This window comes from Pseudomonas sp. s4 (assembly GCF_046764235.1).
Classification (GTDB): domain Bacteria; phylum Pseudomonadota; class Gammaproteobacteria; order Pseudomonadales; family Pseudomonadaceae; genus Aquipseudomonas; species Aquipseudomonas asiatica.
In genome coordinates this window covers 2,764,601-2,782,073 of the sequence record NZ_CP177209.1, presented here as the reverse complement: position 1 = coordinate 2,782,073, position 17,473 = coordinate 2,764,601, and the positions used below count along the sequence as shown (strand labels likewise).

The following is a 17,473-nucleotide window of genomic DNA, read 5'->3' as shown; positions in this document are numbered from 1 at the left end:
GCTGTAGGAAACATGACTCAGAAGGTCGTCTTGACGGTCAGGTACAGGGCGCCACGGTCCTCGGTGGTGGCACCACCGCCGGAGAAGGAGGCGTAGCCGCCGCCGTAGCAGGTGTAATCCTGTTCGCCGTCCAGGGCGTTGGGGGTGCTGCCGTCGGTCTGGCCGTCCTTGCAGGCCTTGGTCTCACCGAAACTGTCGACGTACTTGAGGTCGACGAAGTACTGGTTGTAGATCGCGGCGCTTACGCCCACCGCATAGTTGCCAGTGTTCTCGGCGCCGCCGCCCTGCACCGGCGACACGCCGTCGAGGCCGACGTTGACCGACAGCGGCATGCTCAGGTCCATGCCCGGCAGCACCTGGTACCAGGTAGGGGTGAAGTTGACGGCGATGCCCCAGTTGTCGCGGGTGGCCTTGTCGATGCCGCGGTAGCTGCTCTTGCCCTTGTACAAGGCCTCGTTGTGGCTATCGAGTTTGAGCAGGTTGCTGTAGAACAGCTCGCCAAGCAGGGTTGCCGAATCGAACAGCGGCGTATCGCCAATGGTCATCAGACCGTTCAAGGTCCAGTGCAAGGTGTCGCCGGTGGCGCTCAGGCCGTCGCCATCCTTGGGTACGTCGTAGATCACCCCGCTGCTGGGCAGGCGTGCCGGCAGCAGGCCGAAGCCGCCGCCCAGGCCACCCTGGCCGGGGGCACTGACGATTGCCGGGATGCTCGCCAGCGGCATGTTGTGGCGGATGTTCAGGTCGCTGCCGACACTGATGCCACCCACATCCTTGGACAGGCTCAGGCCATAGATGTCGATGTCGTCGGAATAGGCGAACTGGTAGGTAGTGCTTTGCAGCGAGTTGTACAGGTTGCCGACTGCACCTTGGCGGCTGCCCGGCGGGTTGCCGAACGGGCCGTTGGCGACGGTCATGCCGCGCGCGTCGAGCCAGGCCTGCGGGAGGATCTCGGAGGTCTTGCGGTAGTAGAAACCGAGGGTGCCGCCCAGCCACTCCGGCGACCACTTGGCCATGATGCCCCAGTCGCCGCTCTTGCCCGGTTTGAGGTCATGGCCACGGCGGATGGTGGTCAGCGCGCCGCGCACCGGGATCAGCCCCGGGGTGCCGGTGTGGCCGAGCAGGAAGCTTTGGGCGCCCTCGCCTACCACATCCGAGCCGCCATAGTAGGTACCGGCTTCGGGCAGGCGGGCGGCGTCCCAGTCGAAGAAGTACTGGGCCCCCAGGGTCAGTTCGGAGTTGACCAGGAACGAGGTCGACAGCTGGTTGCGCGGCACGAACAGCTCCTTGGCCTCGGTGCCCGGCGAGGCGGCCAGCTTGGCCAGGTCGAGGCCCGACTGGCCGTAGCTCAACGAGTGCACCGGGTTGAGCAGGGTTTCACCCCAGAACAGGTTGTGCTGGCCCAGCTTGGCGCTGACCTGCGAGGCCTCGCCAACTTCACGGCTGAAGAACACGAAGGCATCCAGCACTTCACCGGACGGGCCGCTGTAGTAACGCTGGGCGTAGTTGCTCAGGTGCGGGCTGCCCAGCGGCACACCAGTGCCAGGCAGGCCATTGAGGCTGGGGTTGATGCCGGACTGGTCACCGTTGCCGTTGACGAACGGGTTGCTGTTGGAGCCGGTGTTGTCATAGGCCTTGTCGTACCAGCTGGCGGTGCTGACGCGGAAGCCGGTGTTGCCTTGGTAGACCACATCCAGTTCGGTCAGCAGGTCGACCCGGTTGGTGATGTTGGTGCCGGCCTTGCGGAAGTTGTAGTCACCGTCGTTGCTGTTGGGCGTGCCCAGCATGCGCTTGTCGGCGCTTTCGGTGCGTACGCCGTAGTTGTACTTGACGGTGTTGTCGAAGCGCACGGCCCAGTTTTCATTACCGGTATCGACTTCGAACGCCTGGGCGGCGGGCAGCGTGAGCAGGCCGATGGCGCAGGCAAGCAGGCAGCGCTGTGGTTTCACAGCGCGGTAAATGCGGTGTTCTGGCATTACGATGGCTCCACGTATTGTTATTGTTTTTTTCGCCGCCCGTCTTTTGCGAGCGTGGCTGGGGCGTCCATGCGCTATTGCAGGTTGGGCTGGTCCAGTCGCTGGATGAAGGCCTCGGCCTGCGGCCAGGGGCCGAAGCCGGAGGCCGGGTTGAGGTGGCCGACGGCCCCCAGTGCGACCAGTTCGCTACCCCAGCCATGGGCCAGGGCGCTGGCTGCGGCAAAGCTGGCCAGGTGGTCGTTGCTGCTGGCCGCGACAATGCTGGGGAACGGCAGCAACTGCTGGGGCAATGGCGACCAGCCATGCTCGGCCAGGCTGGCCGGGCTCGGGTAGTGGGCCGGCCATTGCGCGTTCAGGTCGGGCGGCGCCGCCAGCAATGCACCCTTGATCGGCCGCCGGTAGCGCGCCGCCCAGTGGGCGACCATCAGCACGCCAGCGCTGTGCGCCACCAGAATCACTTCACCATGGATCTGGTCCAGCTCGCGCTGGATCGCCTCGACCCGGGCTGTGCAGCTCAGGCCGTCGACCTGCAGCGGCGGCACGCTGCGCACCTTGGCCAGGCGGCCTGCGAGCAGGGTCTGCCAGTGTTCGGCAACATGGTCGCGCAGGCCGGGGACGATCAGCACGGTGGCGGTGGTTTGCAGTTTTTCCACGGTGAACCTCGTGTGCGGTGTAGCTCTTGAGGTTCACAGTAAACAGCCCACCCACCGGGTGCTTCACATTGGGCGTCAGGGGCTTTTCATTTGATGACAATGGCCATGACGGGGCTTTGCTTTTCAATTCATGACACGCAGGCTATAAAACCAATCAGCCGCTCACTTTTTGTAGGAGCAGCCTTGTGCTGCGAAGAGGCCGGTACGACGAACATCACTGTTATGGCCTTTACGGCCTCTTCGCAGCACAAGGCTGCTCCTACAAAAAAGCAGCAGTTAGCCTGGAAAACATGGATAACAACAAAAAATGCCTGCCCTAGTCCGTGCCGCCAGCTTGACCAATTACCTTGAGGTGTCCCGCCACCTGGGCCTCAATCCCCATGCGCTGTTGGCACAGGTTGGCCTCAGCGCCGCGTTGCTCGAAGACCCCAATCGGCGTATTCCGGTTGCCAGCGTCATCGCTTTGCTGGAAGCCTCCGCCAGCGCCACCCGCTGCGAAAGCTTCGGCCTGCGCATGGCCGAGTTGCGGCAATTGTCGGACTTCGGCGAGATAAGCCTGTTGCTCAGCCACCAACGCACCCTGCGTGATGCACTGCAGGTGATCGTGCAGTACCGTCACCTGCTCAATGACGCCCTGGCCATTCATATCGAGGAAGCCGGCAAGACCGTGGTCATCCGTGAGGAGGTGATCAACGAACGCGCGCCCTGCAGCCGCCAGGCCACCGAGCTGGCCATCGGCGTGATGATGCGCCTGTGCGCCGCGCTGCTGGGTGCGCACTGGCACCCGATCAGCGCCAACTTCACCCACGCGCCTCCCGCCGACCTGGCCACCCACCGGCGCATTTTCGGCTGCACGCTGGTGTTCGGCAGCGAATTCAACGGTATTGTCTGCCCGGCCGCCGACCTCGACAGCGCCAGCCCGCAGGCCAACGAGGCCATGGCGCGCCTGGCGCAGCGCTATCTGGACAGCCTGCCGGCGGGCGGCACGCCGTCCCTGGAGCTGGAGTTGCGCAAGACCATCTACCTGCTGCTGCCCATGGGCCGCGCCACCATCGAACAGGTGGCACAGACCCAGGGCATGAACGTACGCACCCTGCAGCGTCGCCTGGAGGAAAGCGGGTTGACCTTCAAGGACCTGATCAACAGCGTGCGCCGTGACCTGGTGATGCGCTACCTGGAGAACCCCGGCTATTCGCTGGGGCGTATCGCCGACATGCTGGGTTATTCGATGCCCAGTTCGTTCACCCGCTGGTTCATCGCCCAGTTCGGCATGCCGCCGGCCAGTTGGCGGGCACAGCGGGCTGGCCCATTGGGGCTGCCATGCAGCCCATCGCCGGCAAGCCAGCTCCCACCTCGACCGTATTGACCTCACGCCATGCGCTATCCCTGTGGGAGCTGGCTTGCCGGCGATGAGGCCAGAACAGGTATGGTACAAACCCTCGACCCAGCGCGGGCCCTGTGGGAGCGGGCCTGCCCGCGAAGCAGGCGCCGCGGAGTGTTGTCACCCACGGTCACTTTCTAAAGGCCCCAGTGCATCAACGCCAGCACCAAAAGCACAAGAAACACGCTCTCCCCCACCATCAGCGCAATGGGTTTCACCCCGACCGAGGCCAGCGCCTTGAGTTGGGTTTTCATGCCCAGGGCACTGATCGCCACCACCAGGCAGCCGCGCGACAGGTCGTTGATACCGCCCTGCACCGCGGCGGGTACCCAGCCTGTGCTGTTGACGCACGCCAGCAGCAGGAAGCCGACCGCGAACCAAGGCAGCAAGGGCGGCCGCTGGCCACCGGCCTCGAGGCCCTGGCGCCGGGTGATCATGGCCGCGCAGACAATGACCGGCACCAGCATGGCCACTCGCATAAGCTTGACCACGGTGGCAATGTCGCCGGTCTCGGTAGACATGCTGTAGCCCGCGCCCACCACCTGCGCCACGTCGTGGATGGTCGCACCGAGGAACACCCCGGCTTGCGCTGGGGACAGGTGCAGCCACTGGGCAATCATTGGGTACAGGATCATCGCCAGGGTCGACAGCGCCGACACGCCGATCACGGTGAACAGCGTTGCATGCTCCTTACGCGGGTGCTGGGGCAAGGCAGCTGCCAGCGCCAGCGCCGCCGAGGCACCGCAAATGGCCGTGGCACCGCCGGTGAGCATGCCGAACAGCCGTGAAAACCCCAGCGCCTTGGCCACCACCACCGAAACCAGGATGGTCACCACCACCAGGGTCACGACCAGGGCCACGGGCTTCCAGCCCAGGCTGGCAATCTGGTCCAGGGTGATGCGCATGCCAAGTAACGCCACGCCCAGGCGCAGTACCGTGCGGGCGGTAAACTCGATACCGGCTTTGCAGGGGCCATCGACCGCGAGAAAGTTCAGCGCCATCCCCAGTAACAAGGCAAACAGCATGACCGGCGCTGCGTAATGCTCACTGAGGAAACTGGCGGCCGCACCGACGATAAGGCTGACCACCACCCCCGGGGCGAGGGTGCGGATACGCTGATGGGTAGCGCCAAGTGCCAGTGTATTCATTGCCCCGCTTCCTCACTGTCAAACACGATGTAAAACTGCCCGCCCTGCTGCTCGACCGGGTAGCTGGCAACCTTCAAGGCCCTGGAATTGACCAGGTAGCCGCTGGCCAGGTCAAAGCGCAGGCCATGCGCGCAGCACTGGATGACACGGCCTTCCAGCCGGCCGCCACACAACGACGCGCCCTGGTGCGGGCAGCTGTCTTCGATGGCATAGAGCGAGTCGGCAACATTGAACAGTGCCACGCTGCGCCCTTCACAGGCCAACAGCACACGGCCGTCACGTTCCGGCACCTGATGGGGGGCCAATGCGATGCGCCGGGTCATGCCCTTTCAACCTCTTGCAGCGCTTCGGTCATGGCCGCATACAGCACCTCGGCAGGCTGCGCACCCGCAACGAGCGGCCCCTGATTGAAACGGAAACGCGGCACGGCACTGCCAGCGCGCCCGGCCCCATCGAGGAACGGGCTGCCGTCGTCACGCAGGCAGTCGACCACCTGCGCGGCATCCAGCCCGCAACATTGGGCGATGTCGAGCAAGGTGCGACTATCCCCCAGGTCGCGGCCCTGGTGGAAATAGGCGATGAACAGCTGTGCAAGCAAGGCTTCCAGTTGCGCTGCTTCGAGCAACTGAGCAGCCCGTTGCAGCAGCCGATGGGCATTGCCGGTGTTGGGCATGCGGCGAATACGCGAGAAGTCGATGTCCTCGCCTACCACACGGGCAGCGGCGCGCACCTGGGCCTGGCGCTCGCGTACCGCCTCCTCGCTGCCCAGGCGTTGCAGATAAAAGGCATGGAACGGCACGCCACTGGCTGGCAAGCCAGGCAACAACTGCACACCTCGCCATTGCAGTTGTACCTGCACTTGCGGTTGTTCACGCTGCAAGTGCAAGAGCGCGGCCTGCAGGTGTCGCTGGCCAATCAGGCACCAGGGGCAGACGAAATCGAAGAACACTTCGACGGACAACAGCTGTTTCACGGTTTCAACTCCCGGGGTGCGGCAGCGTCGCCTGCCGGTGCATGCAGACGCTCCATGTCGCGGTGGTAATGACGTTTGGCAAGGAAAAACACTGCCGCCGCGCCGATGCTCATCAGCGGTACCAGCTGGAAGGCGGCATGCAAGCCGATCAGGTCGGAAACGCGCCCGGTGATCAGCGGCCCGGTCGCCAGGCCCAACAGGTTGTTGGCCAGGGTCAGGGTGGCAAACGCTGTGCCGTGCACCGAGGCGTGGGTGAGGTTGGCGACCATGGCACTGGACGGGCCGTTGGTGCCGGCGGCGATCATCATGCCCAGGCAGATCAGTACCAGTTGGGCGGTGCCGGCCGGTAGTGCGAAGGCGATGGACAACAGCGCGCAACTGCCCAGGCAGTAGGCGATGGCAAGGCTGATCTTGCGGTCCGGGCGCTGCCGCCCGAGGCGGTCGCAGAGCATGGCGCAGAGGATCATGCCGATACCGCTGCACAGCACGATGACTGCGGCAATTGCCCCGGCGCGGTCGGTGCCCATGGCGTAATAGCGGTTCAGGTAGCTGGGCATCCAGACGATCACGGTGCCGCCGACGAACAGCTGCAGCCCGCTGCCGACGTAGGCCGCGATGACCGAACGGCTGCTGTACAGAGTGCGCAGCGGACGAACGGCCCTGCCTTGCGACTGCTGCGCGCACCGAGGCGCAATACGTGCCTCCTTGACGATCAGCGGGTACAGCATCGCCAGCACCAGGCCGAACAGCGCCATGCCGGCGAATGCCCAGCGCCAGCCCAGGTGCTGGGCCAGTACACCGCCCAGGGCCATGCCCAGCACCGAGCCGAACATGCCACCGGCCATGAACGCCCCGGCCAGGGTCGAGCGCATGTCGCGGGGGAACACGGCGACCACCACGGCGATGCCGACACTGCCGTAGGCAGCCTCGCCTACCCCGACCAGAAACCGCGCGATGAACATTTGCGGGTAGTTTTCCGCCAGGGCGCAGCCGAGTGTGGCCAGGCTCCACAGTACTGCCATCAGCACCAGGCTGCGCACCCGGCCGAAGCGGTCGGCCAGCAGCGACAGCGGGAAGGTCAGCAGGCCGACCATCAGCGCGACGATACCGCTGAGCAGGCCGAGCTGGCTGTCGCTCAATGCCCATTCGCCCTTGAGCAGCGGGAAAACCGCATTGAGCACCTGGCGCGACATGTAGTCGGAGATCAACAGGCCAAAGGTCAGGGCGAAGACCACCCAGGCATAGCGCCGGGGGACGCTGTGGGCGGTGTCGGTGCCGGAATCTTCGGCACTGGCGAGATAGGTGGCCATGTTGCCTCCTTGGGGTGATGTGGGTTTTTCTTGTTCTTATGTATTGGCACGCCCCCTGTAGGAGCGGCCTTGTGTCGCGATGGGCCGCAAAGCGGCCCCCGATTGAAGCGTCAACTCAACTATTGCCGGGGCTGCTGTGCAGCCCTGTCGCGACACAAGGCCGCTCCTACAAAGGCCGGCGCAGGCCAGTGAAGTCAGCGCTGCGGCACGCCCTTCACACCCGGCTGGCGATTCGGCGCCATGCCGTTGGCCTCGAGGGTCTGCTCGATGCTGTCGTACTGCTGCCCGATGCGGTAGATGGCGCGTGCTTCCTTGCCGCTGGCAATCTCGCGGCCCAGCTCATGGGCCACACGCACGGTCTGCTGGATCTGCTGCACCGAGGTGAAGCGCTTGCCATGCTGGTCGATGATGGTGTCTTCGTTACCGCAGCGTGGGTGCAAGCCCATGGCCAGGGCCATGGTGTTGAACGGCAGCACGTTCTTCAGCAACGATTCGGCGGTCAGGGTGCAGCCGTCCGGCGCGCGGTGGATGAAGTTGAAGAAGTTGAACGGGTTGGGGCCGTCGAAACCGCCGCCAATGCCGATCCAGGTCAGGTTCAGCGGGCCCATGTAGTCACCACGGCGGACGATGCGCTCGAGCGTCTCCAGGGCATGCATGCCGGTCAGCTGGAAATGCGGCTGGATGTTGCTGGCCTGCAGGCGGCGCAGGTGCTCGCGGACCCAGGCCGGGCCGGCCGGCACGGTCATTTCGCTGTAGGCGGCATGAATCGCCGGGCTGGCCAGCGAGGTGCCTTCCAGGTACTCGGGGTACAGCAACTCCATGATGTTCATCTGCGTGGTGTTGATGGCTACGGTCACCTGGTCGGGGCGCGGCGTCAGCTCGGCGAGCATGTGCCGGGTGTCGTCCGACAGCCACTTGGCCGCCTCGCCCTCGCTTTCCGGGGCGAAGGAAATCGATCCGCCAACCTGGATGATCATGTCCGGCACCGCTTCGCGCACCCCGGCGATCAGCTCGTTGAACTTGGACAGGCGCTTGGAGCCTTTGCCGTCCAGCTCGCGCACGTGCAGGTGCAGTACGGTGGCACCTGCCTCGTAGCAGTCGACAGCCTTCTGCACCTGCTCGTCCATGGTCAGGGGAATGTCTTCAGGGAAGTCTTCGGGCATCCACTCCGGTCCATAGGGGGCCACGGTGATCACCACCTTTTCCATGTTTTCCGGGTGCAACGAATCGTCGAAGAATTGCATGCTGTAGTCCTCGCTATTGTTATTGTGCGGTTGCCGCCAGCGACGGCGACGAATTCAGAACGTGGGGCTGCCCTTGATCCCGGCGCGCTCCATCTTGCGATGGCACGGCGGGTAGTCCATGACGGCGTAATGCTGTGTGCTGCGGTTGTCCCAGATCGCCACGCTGTTGGGCTTCCAGCGCCAGCGCACCTGGTACTCCGGCAGGTAGGCCTGGCTGATGAGGTAGCGCAGCAGGTCGCTGGCGCCGGGGTTGGCGTCCTGGCCGAAGCGCACCCGCTGCGGGGTGTGGTAGTTGCTGAAATGGGTGGTGAAGGCGTTGACGAACAGCACCTGCTCGCCGGTTTCCGGGTGGGTGCGCACAACCGGGTGCTCGGCATCGGGGAACTGCGCCTTCAGCGCCAGGCGCTTTTCCAGCGGCATGGCGGCGCCAAAGCTCGCCTCGATGCTGTGGCGGGCGCGCAGGCCTTCGATCTTGGCCTTCACATCGCCTGGCAGGTTTTCATAGGCCAGCACCATGTTCGCCCACATCGTGTCGCCGCCCACGGGCGGGCATTCGATGCAGCGCAGCACACAGCCCATCGGCGGGGCCTCGCGCCAGGTGGCGTCGGTGTGCCAGGCATTTTCATAGCGGTCGTTGGGCTGGTCCGGGCGCTTGTAGATCTGTACCAGGCCCGGATGCTCCGGGTCGCTGCCGGCCACCGGGTGGTCCTCCAGGTCGCCGAAGCGGCGGGCGAACGCCACGTGTTCGGCGCGGCTGAAGTGCTGGTCGCGCAGGAACAGCACACGGTGCCGGAGCAACTGCGCGCGAAGCTGGGCGAACAGGTCGTCGTCGTGGATCGCGTCGGCCAGGTTGACCCCACTTACCTCGGCACCGATCGCGCAGGTCAGTTGTTCGATGTGCATGCTGTTGCCCTCTTCAGATGACGAAGATCGACGAGCCGGTGGTCTTGCGCGCTTCCAGGTCACGGTGGGCCTGGACGGCATCCTGCAGTGCGTAGTGCTGATTGATCTCGATACGGATGCGCCCGCTGCCGACGTGATCGAACAGCTCACCGGCCAGGTCGGCCTTTTCCGCCGGGTCGGCGATGAAGTCGGCCAGTGCCGGGCGGGTGAGCTGCAGCGAGCCCTTGATCGCCAGCAACTGCGGGTCGAACGGCGGGATGGTGCCTGACGCCGTGCCGACGCACACCATCAGGCCGCGGCGCTTGAGCGAATCGAGCGAGCCCATGAAGGTGTTCTTGCCAACGCTGTCGAACACCACGTTCACCCCTACCCCGTCGGTCAGCTCACGCACGCGCGTGGCAACGTCCTCGACGCTGTAGTTGATGACGTGGTTGCAGCCATGGGCGCGCGCCACTTCGGCCTTGGCCTCGGTGGACACCGTGCCGATCACGTTAAGCCCCAGCAGCTGCGCCCACTGCGCGACGATCAGGCCGACCCCGCCAGCAGCGGCATGCAGCAGCACGCTGTCGCCGGGTTTGAAGTCATGCAGCCGACGCAGCAGATAGGCCGAGGTCAGGCCGCGCATGGTCATCGCGGCGGCGGTTTCGAAGGCGATGGTATCCGGCAGCTTGATCAGCGCGGCAGCAGGGATCAGGCGCTCGGTGCAATAGGCGCCCAGGGTGTTGAGGAAGCCGGTGTAGGTGACCCGGTCACCGACTGCCACCTGGGTCACGCCCTCGCCCACCGCCTCGACCACGCCGGCCGCTTCCACGCCAATGCCGTTGGGCAGCGGGATCGGGTAGGTGCCGTTGCGGAAATAGGTATCGGCGTAGTTCAGGCCCACCGCCACCTGGCGCAAGCGCACCTGCCCCGGGCCGGGCTCGCCGACCTCGGCGTCCTCGTAGCGCAGCACCTCGGGGCCACCGGTCTGATGGAAACGTACGACTTTGGACATGCTTGTCTCTCCAATCATCGATCTGGACGCATGGCGTCAGTTCTGGGTGATTGGACTGTATGCCCTTGATGTGCGGGGTGCTTCGCATCGGACGACAGCGGGTTTTCATTTGATGACAGGACGGGCGTCGACCTGCCGTTCAACAAAACGAGGTTTTATTCATGAGTATCCTTGATGGTTATCCATGGCCAGACTAATACTTAAGTCTCTGCCTGGGGAGGCACGAAAAATGCAACCAAGATTCGTTATCGTTCCCGCTGTGCCGATCGAAAAGGAGTCGTTCCGCGTGGGTAGCCGCTATTACGCCGCTACCGTTTGTGGGGGGTTCGACATTTACGACAACCAAGCGAAGGAGCGGCTCAAGCCCAGCTATCCAAGCAGGTCGGATGCGCAGGTGCAGTGCGAGCAGCTGAACAAGCGCGGTGATGTAGGCTGATCGCGAGCGCAACTGTCTTACCCAGAATCCAGACGCCTGTGCGATCCCTGTAGGAGCGGCCTTGTGTCGCGATGGGCTGCGCAGCAGCCCCCGGATGTTGCGTTGATGCACAGATTGCCGGGGCTGCTACGCAGCCCATCGCGACACAAGGCCGCTCCTACAGGGGTCACGTGTTCGTGGCCTCGCCCTGCTGCCAACCGGCAATCAGGCGCTGGGCATTCTCCTCGCAATCCATCCCCTGCGGCTTGTCTTCCATGCCTGCAATAACCGCCAGCAACTGCGCGCGGTTGTGCGCCAGCCGCTGCTGCATCGCTTCGATCTCCGCCACCTTGCGCTTGAGGCTGCCCAGCAATAAATCATGCCCACCCGCCGCAGCCCCGGAGGCATCGGTGAGTTTGCGCATTTCTTCCAGGCTGAACCCGGCCTGCTGGCCGCAGGTGATGATCTCCAGCGCCCGCACCACCTGCTCCGGGTAATCGCGGTAACCATTGCCCAGGCGCCGCGCAGCAATCAGTCCGCTGGCTTCGTAAAAGCGGATACGCGATGCACTAAGCCCCGTGCGTCGCGCCAGTTCACCAATTTTCATTGCGGCAGCATTCCCCTCTTGACCTTAAAGCTGACTTTAACCTTAGCCTTTTCCCGAACCTAGCCCACGTGCGCAAAAACCGATGCGTGGCAACCCTTTCCGGAGATCGCCATGACGCCGTTCCAGCCCCTGCACCTGCCCAATGGCAGTGTCATCCCCAACCGCATCGCCAAGGCGGCGATGGAGGAAAACCTGGCCAACCCGGACCAGACCCCTTCCGACCAGCTGCTGCGCCTTTACCAGGCTTGGGCCAAGGGCGGTGCCGGGCTGTTGCTGACCGGTAACGTGATGGTCGACCCTGGCGCCATGACCGGCCCGGGTGGCGTGATGCTCGATGCCAGCCAGCCACTGCAACGTTTTCGCGACTGGGCGCGCATCGGCCGCGCCCACGGCGCGCAGTTCTGGATGCAGATCAACCACCCGGGCCGGCAGATGCAGGCCAACCTCGGCCAGCCCACCGTGGCGCCTTCGGCCATTGCCCTGGACATGGGCGATTTGTCAAAGCTGTTCCCCCTGCCCAAGGCACTGGACGAAGCCGAGATCGGCGCGTTGATCCAGCGCTTCGCCCGCACCGCGGCGCTGGCTGAAGAAGCTGGTTTCAGTGGCGTACAGATCCACGCTGCCCACGGTTACCTGCTGAGCCAGTTTCTTTCGCCACTGAGCAACCAGCGCCAGGATCGCTGGGGTGGCAGCCTGGAAAATCGCGCGCGGTTGCTGCTGGAGGTGGTCAAGGCCGTGCGCGAGGTGGTTTCGCCCGGTTTCGCCGTGGCAGTGAAACTGAATTCGGCGGATTTCCAGCGCGGCGGTTTCGAACCGGCGGATGCGCGCCAGGTAGTGCTGTGGCTGAATGAATTGTCGGTGGACCTGGTGGAGCTGTCGGGCGGCAGCTATGAGGCACCGGCGATGCAGGGTGATGCCCGCGATGGGCGCACCCTGGCTCGCGAGGCCTACTTCCTGGAGTTTGCCCGGGAAATCGCCGCTATCGCGAAGATGCCGGTGATGGTCACCGGCGGTATCCGGCGGTTGCCGGTGGTCGAGCAGGTGCTGGCCAGCGGTGTGGCCATGGCTGGGATTGCCACGGCGTTGGCAGTCGAACCTGCCCTGCCCCGGCGCTGGCAGAACGGCGAGCCGACGGCAACCGCCGAACTGCAGCCCATTCGCTGGAAGCGCAAGGCCTTTGCCGCACTGGCCTACATGGCCCTGGTGAAATTGCAGATGCGCCGCCTGGCGGCCGGCAGCCGGCCCAAGGCGCATGCGTCGCCCTTGCGCGCCTTGTTGCTGGAGCAAGGCTACACGTTACTGCGGGTGCGGCAGTACAGGCGTATGATGAAAAGCCGAGCGGATTGATGGTGTGATCGCAGAGCCAGGCGTCGCACATTCGCGCTGGGAGCACTGCCTTCATCGGCATCCTCTACCGGAGCACTGCCATGAACAAACCCTTTCACGCGCTGATCCTTGCACTGGCAGCGCTTTCTGCCTGCTCGTCCAACTCCGCGCTGTACCACGACCAGCCGCTGGTGGCGAAAGTCACCAACGGCATGAGCAGAGACCAGGTCATGCAGGTAGGCGGCAAGCCCGCTGCGGAGACCGAACGCACCGTGGTGCCCGGCACCTGTTTCGACTACATGCTGACCAAGGCCGACAACCGGCAGCCCTACAGCGTAAGTTTCGACGGCACAGGCAAAGTGGACAATACCGCTTTCATGACCTGCGCCGAGTGGAGCAATGCTCAGCGCAGGGCCCGCCTGCCCAGCATGGGCGGGTCTAGCGGATCGGGTTACTGAATCAGTCCAGGCATTCCCTGGCTGCCTGGCGCAATTTGTCGCCAGACAGGAAGCTGCCCTTGTAGAAAGTCGCGCGGCTGCCCTCGTGGGAATCGACTACGTCCAGCACATCATCGGATGCCACGGGGCTGGGTGCCGTCAGCCGATAGCCGTGGGCGATCGATTTCTGCGTGGCTTGAGGCGCCAGTGCTTGCCATTTGGGTAGTACGCAAGCGGCGTATTGCTGTGGCGATTTGTGAGTCAGTTTGCTGGCAGTGGGTTTGCCTGGGGTTGCGCAGCCGGCAACACCGGTGACCACCACAGCGAAGAGAAAGATACGAAACATAGACATTTGCAATTAGCCATCAAGGATACGCTGCATTCTAACGGGGGTTGTATTGGCTTACCAATCAACCAAAGTCTCGCAGCACAGGCCCACCTGATATTTCTGCCAGTAGCCTGGGTGCGTGAAGGCTGGGAAAGTGAACCCTGCCAATAGCCTTCGGAGCACGCACCATGCAAAAGAACACCAACCGCACGCACTTCTTTTATCAGAATGGAAAACTCATCACCTTGAGTGTTGGTGAACAAGGTCGCAGCATTTTTCGTAATGCAGATATGCCACTGGCCGAACTACAAACAGAGGGCACGCACTCGAGCGAATTGCTGGTGACGGACGACAAAGGCTCAGTACTTAACGTTCTGGAAAATAGTAGCGGCAAGGATCGACAAGAATGAAGGCGCTGGCTGACACCAGCGCCAGGCTTCAATCCAGTGCGCCGTTCAACACCTCGTAGATGATCCCCGTAGCGACTGCCACCAGGATCAGGTCCGCCCCCGCCTGCATCCACTCATAGCCATCATAATGAGGGAGTTGCCCCAGCAGCCTGCCATCCAGCTTCTTGGCGATACCTGGCGGTAGAGGTTTGCCACGGGCCAGGTTCTTCTGAATGCCGGGGGGCAGCGCCGGCCCTGCGCTCCAGTAGCCACGGTGCCCGTCAAGAATGCCAAGCACATCGCCACGGTTTATCGACGGGCCACCATACGAGCCCCCGTGACCTTGACCATGCTGGCCCTTGTCCTTGCCGTGGCCCTGCCCTTTACCATTACCCGGGTCGGCATAAGTGAGCGCCGGCCCCACTGCCAGCGCGATCGAGGTAGCGATAACTGCCCATCGACGCTTTGCCATAGCTGTTTCCTTACACCAGAGACGTCCCAGCACTGTAGACCAAAACCCGGTTCAGGGTGGAAGTCCCCAAACCCGGGTCAGGGCTTGGCACTCCGATAGAGCATGATGGCTGCCACATCAAGGGCCAGCACGCCAATGGCGAAGAGAAACATGAAATAAAGATCTTCTGGAAGCATGGCCGTATCCCCGAATGGGCAGGTTTTCAGGGATGAAGCAATTCCCGTTCCAAACACCTCGCTGAACGAGCCTGCCCATCTGCTATCGAGATGATTGCTCCGTAACCACGACATCAGCCGGTAATGTTCCAGCGCGGCTTTCCCATTTTGCAATCACGATCGGCGCCAGCGCATTGCCGAGCACATTCAGTGCCGTAACGGGCATGTCCATCAATCGATATACCCCTGCAATCAAGGCCACGCCTTCCAAAGGCAAACCTGCCGCCGTCAGGGTTGCAGTGAGAATCACAAACATAAACCCGGGCACTCCGGCAGCGCCTTTGGACGTCAATACCATGATGAATACCAGCATCACCTGGTCTGCCAGGGCCAGTTCAATATTGTAGGCCTGCGCGATAAACAGCGTACCCAGGCCCGCAAACAGCGACGCGCCATCCAGATTGAATGAATAACCCAACGGGATCACCAGCGACGTGATAGCTCGCGGCACACCCCGTGCTTCGGTCTTGGCCATCAATTGCGGCATGACGGTGGCGGAACTCGCGCTGCTGAAGGCCAGTATCAGTTCACCCTTGAAGGCCTTGATGATCTCAAAGATATTCTCTCCAACAGCTCTGGCAACAAGCCCCAGCACGACAATTGCAAAGAACAGTACCGCCACATAAGTAATGGCTATCAGTTTTGCCAGCGGCATCAGTGAATCAATCCCGAAGGTCGACACGGTAACAGCTATCAGGGCAAAGATGCCGATCGGTGAGTAGGCCATGACCATATGAGTGACCTTGAACATGGTATCCACCACCGTCTGCAGCACGGCAACCAACGGCTGTTTCCTGGGTTCATCCAGCGTAGACAGTGCCACCCCGAACAAGATGGCGAAGAACAGTACCGACAACAGCTTCGCCTCTGCCATTGCCGCCACTACATTGTCAGGAATGATGCCCAACAGTACCTTGCCGAGCCCTGCCGAACCATTTTGCACCGGTGGCACTGCTTCACTCGCCGATGAAACGGCGAAGCCCGCACCGGCGCCTGGCTGGAGCACGTTACCGACCAGCAGGCCGAAAATGATTGCGACCCCGGTCACGGCAAAGAAATAGACAAGGCTCTTTGTTCCCAACCACCCCAGGGCGCGCTTGCCGGAGCCGGCTATGCCTACCACCATGCAGGAAAACACCAGCGGCACGATGATCATTTTCATCAGTTTTATGAACGCATCACCCGCCGGTTGCAGTACTTGCTCGATCCACCAGCCCTTGTAATCGGGAAAATTATTCAATAGCAGGCCAACGCATATACCGACAGCCAGACCAATTGCAATTTGCGTGATTAGATTTATTTTTATTCTCACGGGATTGACCTCTGCTTTTATAAAACACTAGGAGGCAAAGATTGCACTCAAGTTCTTGAACCCCTTGATTTCGATCGGATTACCACTTGGGTCCAGGAAAAACATTGTCCTCTGCTCGCCAGGCTCACCCTCGAAACGTACAACCGGTGGAATTTCGAACTGCACACCCAGAACTTCAAGGCGTTCAGCCAAGGCTTGCCAGCGATCCAGAGGCAATATCACCCCGATATGAGGCATCAGTACAAGGTGCGGGCCGACCTTGCCAGTGCGGCTGGTTTCAAAGGGCTTGCCCACATGCAGAGATATCTGGTGACCAAAGAACTCGAAGTCTACCCACGTATCAGTGCTACGCCCCTCGACACAGCCAAGAACCTCTTTATAGAATTTTCTTGCTTCATCCATATCTTTGACATGATAAGCAACATGAAAGGGTGTCAACATGATGGTACTCCTCGAACGGAGCCACTATCCTCACACCGCCCGGCATTCATGTACACCAACTGACACTTGGTCTGAGCATAAGCATTACTTATGGACATTCAAAATCTGGAAAGCCTCATATCTGTTGTTGAATGCGGCTCCATTGCGGGTGCGGCAAAGAAAGCAAATGTTTCAGCCGCTGCAATAAGTTTGCGCATTCGAAATCTGGAGAAACACTTGGGCTGCACTCTCTTCAATAGAGAAGCACACGCGATAAGGCCGACAGAAAAGCTGCTGGCATTGATTCCACGCATACGTTGCATCGTCGAGCATGCCAATCAGCTCAGGAACGACCTCAACGCCGACACGCTGACCGGGGAACTGCGCATTGGCGCCATATCAACCGCCCTCACCGGCCTTGTACCGCCAGCACTCGAGCATTTGTCATCCTCCGCGCCCGACCTCAAGCTCACCATCACACCCGGTGACTCGAAACTGCTTCATGACAAGCTGATCAATCAGGAGCTGGATGCGGCAATTCTGGTGGCGCCACCCTTCAAGACAGCAAAATCGTTGAGAACGCTCACATTGCGCAGCGAACCGCTGTACTTGTTGGCACCTGTCGCGGCCTCCCGGGCTGAAGCGCAGGCAATGCTGGCCACCGGGCCCTATATCCGATATGCCGTCGATTCCTGGGGCGGCCTGATAACCCAGCGCTATCTGGACGATCTGGGTCTCGCGCCAAGCGTGGCTTGCGACCTGGATGCGCTCGAAGCCATCAGCCTGCTGGTGTCGCTGGGGCAAGGCGTTTCCTTGGTACCGCAATGGCCGTCATTGCTGGAGCAATCGCCAAACGCCCGGATTCTGAGCGAAGAACCAAGGTACTGCCGCGACATAGTGCTGGCCTACAGTGCCGGCCATCACCGCACGTCGGCAATCAAGCTGCTGGCATCCGTACTGATGCCCTGACGCT

20 protein-coding genes are annotated in these 17,473 nt (G+C 62.4%); 6 read left to right on the top strand and 14 right to left on the bottom strand.

Annotated features, from left to right (window positions below; translation table 11 throughout):
• Nucleotides 1–17 precede the first annotated feature (17 nt).
• The gene (locus ACK56M_RS13095) at nucleotides 18–1,973 is read right to left on the bottom strand and encodes a DUF1302 domain-containing protein (protein WP_015270236.1); all 1,956 of its coding nucleotides are present in this window, start codon (nucleotides 1,971–1,973) and stop codon (nucleotides 18–20) included.
• 74 nt (nucleotides 1,974–2,047) lie between these two features.
• Nucleotides 2,048–2,626: an RBBP9/YdeN family alpha/beta hydrolase gene (locus ACK56M_RS13090; RefSeq protein ID WP_015270235.1), complete on the bottom strand. Its 579-nt coding sequence runs from the start codon at nucleotides 2,624–2,626 to the stop codon at nucleotides 2,048–2,050.
• Between the two features lie 307 nt (nucleotides 2,627–2,933).
• On the opposite strand from ACK56M_RS13090, the gene ACK56M_RS13085 reads away from it, so the two are divergent.
• A complete protein-coding gene (locus tag ACK56M_RS13085) occupies nucleotides 2,934–3,992 on the top strand; it encodes an AraC family transcriptional regulator (protein ID WP_015270234.1) in 1,059 nt (352 codons plus the stop codon).
• Between the two features lie 152 nt (nucleotides 3,993–4,144).
• On the opposite strand, the gene ACK56M_RS13080 is transcribed toward ACK56M_RS13085, so the two are convergent.
• The 7 genes from ACK56M_RS13080 to ACK56M_RS13050 all read right to left on the bottom strand — a co-directional run bounded on the left by ACK56M_RS13080 (nucleotide 4,145) and on the right by ACK56M_RS13050 (nucleotide 10,579).
• Nucleotides 4,145–5,155, bottom strand: a complete 1,011-nt coding sequence (locus ACK56M_RS13080) for a YeiH family protein (protein ID WP_015270233.1) — start codon at nucleotides 5,153–5,155, stop codon at nucleotides 4,145–4,147.
• A complete protein-coding gene (locus ACK56M_RS13075; RefSeq protein ID WP_015270232.1) occupies nucleotides 5,152–5,478 on the bottom strand; it encodes a Rieske (2Fe-2S) protein in 327 nt (108 codons plus the stop codon). The genes ACK56M_RS13080 and ACK56M_RS13075 overlap by 4 nt, the downstream gene beginning before the upstream one ends.
• A complete protein-coding gene (locus tag ACK56M_RS13070; RefSeq protein ID WP_280167970.1) occupies nucleotides 5,475–6,128 on the bottom strand; it encodes a DsbA family oxidoreductase in 654 nt (217 codons plus the stop codon). The genes ACK56M_RS13075 and ACK56M_RS13070 overlap by 4 nt, the downstream gene beginning before the upstream one ends.
• Nucleotides 6,125–7,438 carry an MFS transporter gene (locus ACK56M_RS13065; RefSeq protein ID WP_139657679.1) on the bottom strand — a complete coding sequence of 438 codons (1,314 nt, stop codon included), beginning with the start codon at nucleotides 7,436–7,438 and terminating at the stop codon, nucleotides 6,125–6,127. Before ACK56M_RS13065 ends, ACK56M_RS13070 begins: the two co-directional genes overlap by 4 nt.
• Nucleotides 7,439–7,632: 194 nt before the next feature.
• Entirely contained in the window at nucleotides 7,633–8,682 is a 1,050-nt protein-coding gene (locus ACK56M_RS13060) for a 3-keto-5-aminohexanoate cleavage protein (RefSeq protein ID WP_015270229.1), read from the bottom strand.
• A gap of 54 nt (nucleotides 8,683–8,736) precedes the next feature.
• Nucleotides 8,737–9,585, bottom strand: a complete 849-nt coding sequence (locus tag ACK56M_RS13055; protein WP_013972530.1) for a TauD/TfdA dioxygenase family protein — start codon at nucleotides 9,583–9,585, stop codon at nucleotides 8,737–8,739.
• A 13-nt stretch (nucleotides 9,586–9,598) separates the two neighbouring features.
• On the bottom strand, nucleotides 9,599–10,579 hold the full coding sequence (locus ACK56M_RS13050; RefSeq protein WP_015270228.1) for a quinone oxidoreductase family protein: 981 nt from the start codon (nucleotides 10,577–10,579) through the stop codon (nucleotides 9,599–9,601).
• A gap of 229 nt (nucleotides 10,580–10,808) precedes the next feature.
• Here ACK56M_RS13050 and ACK56M_RS13045 point away from each other — a divergent pair, with 229 nt between their 5' ends.
• A complete protein-coding gene (locus ACK56M_RS13045) occupies nucleotides 10,809–11,015 on the top strand; it encodes a hypothetical protein (RefSeq protein WP_015270227.1) in 207 nt (68 codons plus the stop codon).
• 166 nt (nucleotides 11,016–11,181) lie between these two features.
• Here the strand turns inward: ACK56M_RS13045 and ACK56M_RS13040 are convergent, their stop codons facing one another.
• On the bottom strand, nucleotides 11,182–11,601 hold the full coding sequence (locus tag ACK56M_RS13040) for a MerR family transcriptional regulator (protein WP_015270226.1): 420 nt from the start codon (nucleotides 11,599–11,601) through the stop codon (nucleotides 11,182–11,184).
• A 111-nt stretch (nucleotides 11,602–11,712) separates the two neighbouring features.
• Here ACK56M_RS13040 and ACK56M_RS13035 point away from each other — a divergent pair, with 111 nt between their 5' ends.
• Both ACK56M_RS13035 and osmE read left to right on the top strand, forming a co-directional pair.
• Entirely contained in the window at nucleotides 11,713–12,948 is a 1,236-nt protein-coding gene (locus ACK56M_RS13035; protein WP_015270225.1) for an NADH:flavin oxidoreductase/NADH oxidase family protein, read from the top strand.
• Between the two features lie 80 nt (nucleotides 12,949–13,028).
• The gene (gene osmE, locus ACK56M_RS13030) at nucleotides 13,029–13,385 is read left to right on the top strand and encodes an osmotically-inducible lipoprotein OsmE (protein ID WP_015270224.1); all 357 of its coding nucleotides are present in this window, start codon (nucleotides 13,029–13,031) and stop codon (nucleotides 13,383–13,385) included.
• Nucleotide 13,386: 1 nt separating this feature from the next.
• On the opposite strand, the gene ACK56M_RS13025 is transcribed toward osmE, so the two are convergent.
• A complete protein-coding gene (locus tag ACK56M_RS13025) occupies nucleotides 13,387–13,716 on the bottom strand; it encodes a hypothetical protein (RefSeq protein ID WP_015270223.1) in 330 nt (109 codons plus the stop codon).
• A 164-nt stretch (nucleotides 13,717–13,880) separates the two neighbouring features.
• Here ACK56M_RS13025 and ACK56M_RS13020 point away from each other — a divergent pair, with 164 nt between their 5' ends.
• The gene (locus ACK56M_RS13020; protein WP_080604868.1) at nucleotides 13,881–14,102 is read left to right on the top strand and encodes a hypothetical protein; all 222 of its coding nucleotides are present in this window, start codon (nucleotides 13,881–13,883) and stop codon (nucleotides 14,100–14,102) included.
• A gap of 28 nt (nucleotides 14,103–14,130) precedes the next feature.
• Here the strand turns inward: ACK56M_RS13020 and ACK56M_RS13015 are convergent, their stop codons facing one another.
• The 3 genes from ACK56M_RS13015 to ACK56M_RS13005 all read right to left on the bottom strand — a co-directional run bounded on the left by ACK56M_RS13015 (nucleotide 14,131) and on the right by ACK56M_RS13005 (nucleotide 16,521).
• Complete coding sequence (locus ACK56M_RS13015; RefSeq protein ID WP_015270222.1) at nucleotides 14,131–14,553, bottom strand: anti-virulence regulator CigR family protein; 423 nt, start codon at nucleotides 14,551–14,553, stop codon at nucleotides 14,131–14,133.
• 258 nt (nucleotides 14,554–14,811) lie between these two features.
• Nucleotides 14,812–16,080, bottom strand: a complete 1,269-nt coding sequence (locus ACK56M_RS13010; protein WP_411959501.1) for a cation:dicarboxylate symporter family transporter — start codon at nucleotides 16,078–16,080, stop codon at nucleotides 14,812–14,814.
• A gap of 27 nt (nucleotides 16,081–16,107) precedes the next feature.
• Nucleotides 16,108–16,521, bottom strand: a complete 414-nt coding sequence (locus tag ACK56M_RS13005; protein WP_161551371.1) for a VOC family protein — start codon at nucleotides 16,519–16,521, stop codon at nucleotides 16,108–16,110.
• 90 nt (nucleotides 16,522–16,611) lie between these two features.
• Between ACK56M_RS13005 and ACK56M_RS13000 the strand changes: the two genes are divergently transcribed.
• Nucleotides 16,612–17,469, top strand: a complete 858-nt coding sequence (locus ACK56M_RS13000; RefSeq protein WP_161551370.1) for a LysR family transcriptional regulator — start codon at nucleotides 16,612–16,614, stop codon at nucleotides 17,467–17,469.
• The last annotated feature ends 4 nt before the right edge of the window (nucleotides 17,470–17,473 follow it).

Coding starts and splice junctions, on each gene's coding strand:
- ACK56M_RS13095 (WP_015270236.1), bottom strand. CDS start 1,973: ATGCCAGAACACCGCATTTACCGCGCTGTGAAACCACAGCGCTGCCTG.
- ACK56M_RS13085 (WP_015270234.1), top strand. CDS start 2,934: ATGCCTGCCCTAGTCCGTGCCGCCAGCTTGACCAATTACCTTGAGGTG.
- ACK56M_RS13080 (WP_015270233.1), bottom strand. CDS start 5,155: ATGAATACACTGGCACTTGGCGCTACCCATCAGCGTATCCGCACCCTC.
- ACK56M_RS13075 (WP_015270232.1), bottom strand. CDS start 5,478: ATGACCCGGCGCATCGCATTGGCCCCCCATCAGGTGCCGGAACGTGAC.
- ACK56M_RS13065 (WP_139657679.1), bottom strand. CDS start 7,438: ATGGCCACCTATCTCGCCAGTGCCGAAGATTCCGGCACCGACACCGCC.
- ACK56M_RS13060 (WP_015270229.1), bottom strand. CDS start 8,682: ATGCAATTCTTCGACGATTCGTTGCACCCGGAAAACATGGAAAAGGTG.
- ACK56M_RS13055 (WP_013972530.1), bottom strand. CDS start 9,585: ATGCACATCGAACAACTGACCTGCGCGATCGGTGCCGAGGTAAGTGGG.
- ACK56M_RS13050 (WP_015270228.1), bottom strand. CDS start 10,579: ATGTCCAAAGTCGTACGTTTCCATCAGACCGGTGGCCCCGAGGTGCTG.
- ACK56M_RS13045 (WP_015270227.1), top strand. CDS start 10,809: ATGCAACCAAGATTCGTTATCGTTCCCGCTGTGCCGATCGAAAAGGAG.
- ACK56M_RS13040 (WP_015270226.1), bottom strand. CDS start 11,601: ATGAAAATTGGTGAACTGGCGCGACGCACGGGGCTTAGTGCATCGCGT.
- ACK56M_RS13035 (WP_015270225.1), top strand. CDS start 11,713: ATGACGCCGTTCCAGCCCCTGCACCTGCCCAATGGCAGTGTCATCCCC.
- osmE (WP_015270224.1), top strand. CDS start 13,029: ATGAACAAACCCTTTCACGCGCTGATCCTTGCACTGGCAGCGCTTTCT.
- ACK56M_RS13025 (WP_015270223.1), bottom strand. CDS start 13,716: ATGTCTATGTTTCGTATCTTTCTCTTCGCTGTGGTGGTCACCGGTGTT.
- ACK56M_RS13020 (WP_080604868.1), top strand. CDS start 13,881: ATGCAAAAGAACACCAACCGCACGCACTTCTTTTATCAGAATGGAAAA.
- ACK56M_RS13015 (WP_015270222.1), bottom strand. CDS start 14,553: ATGGCAAAGCGTCGATGGGCAGTTATCGCTACCTCGATCGCGCTGGCA.
- ACK56M_RS13005 (WP_161551371.1), bottom strand. CDS start 16,521: ATGTTGACACCCTTTCATGTTGCTTATCATGTCAAAGATATGGATGAA.
- ACK56M_RS13000 (WP_161551370.1), top strand. CDS start 16,612: ATGGACATTCAAAATCTGGAAAGCCTCATATCTGTTGTTGAATGCGGC.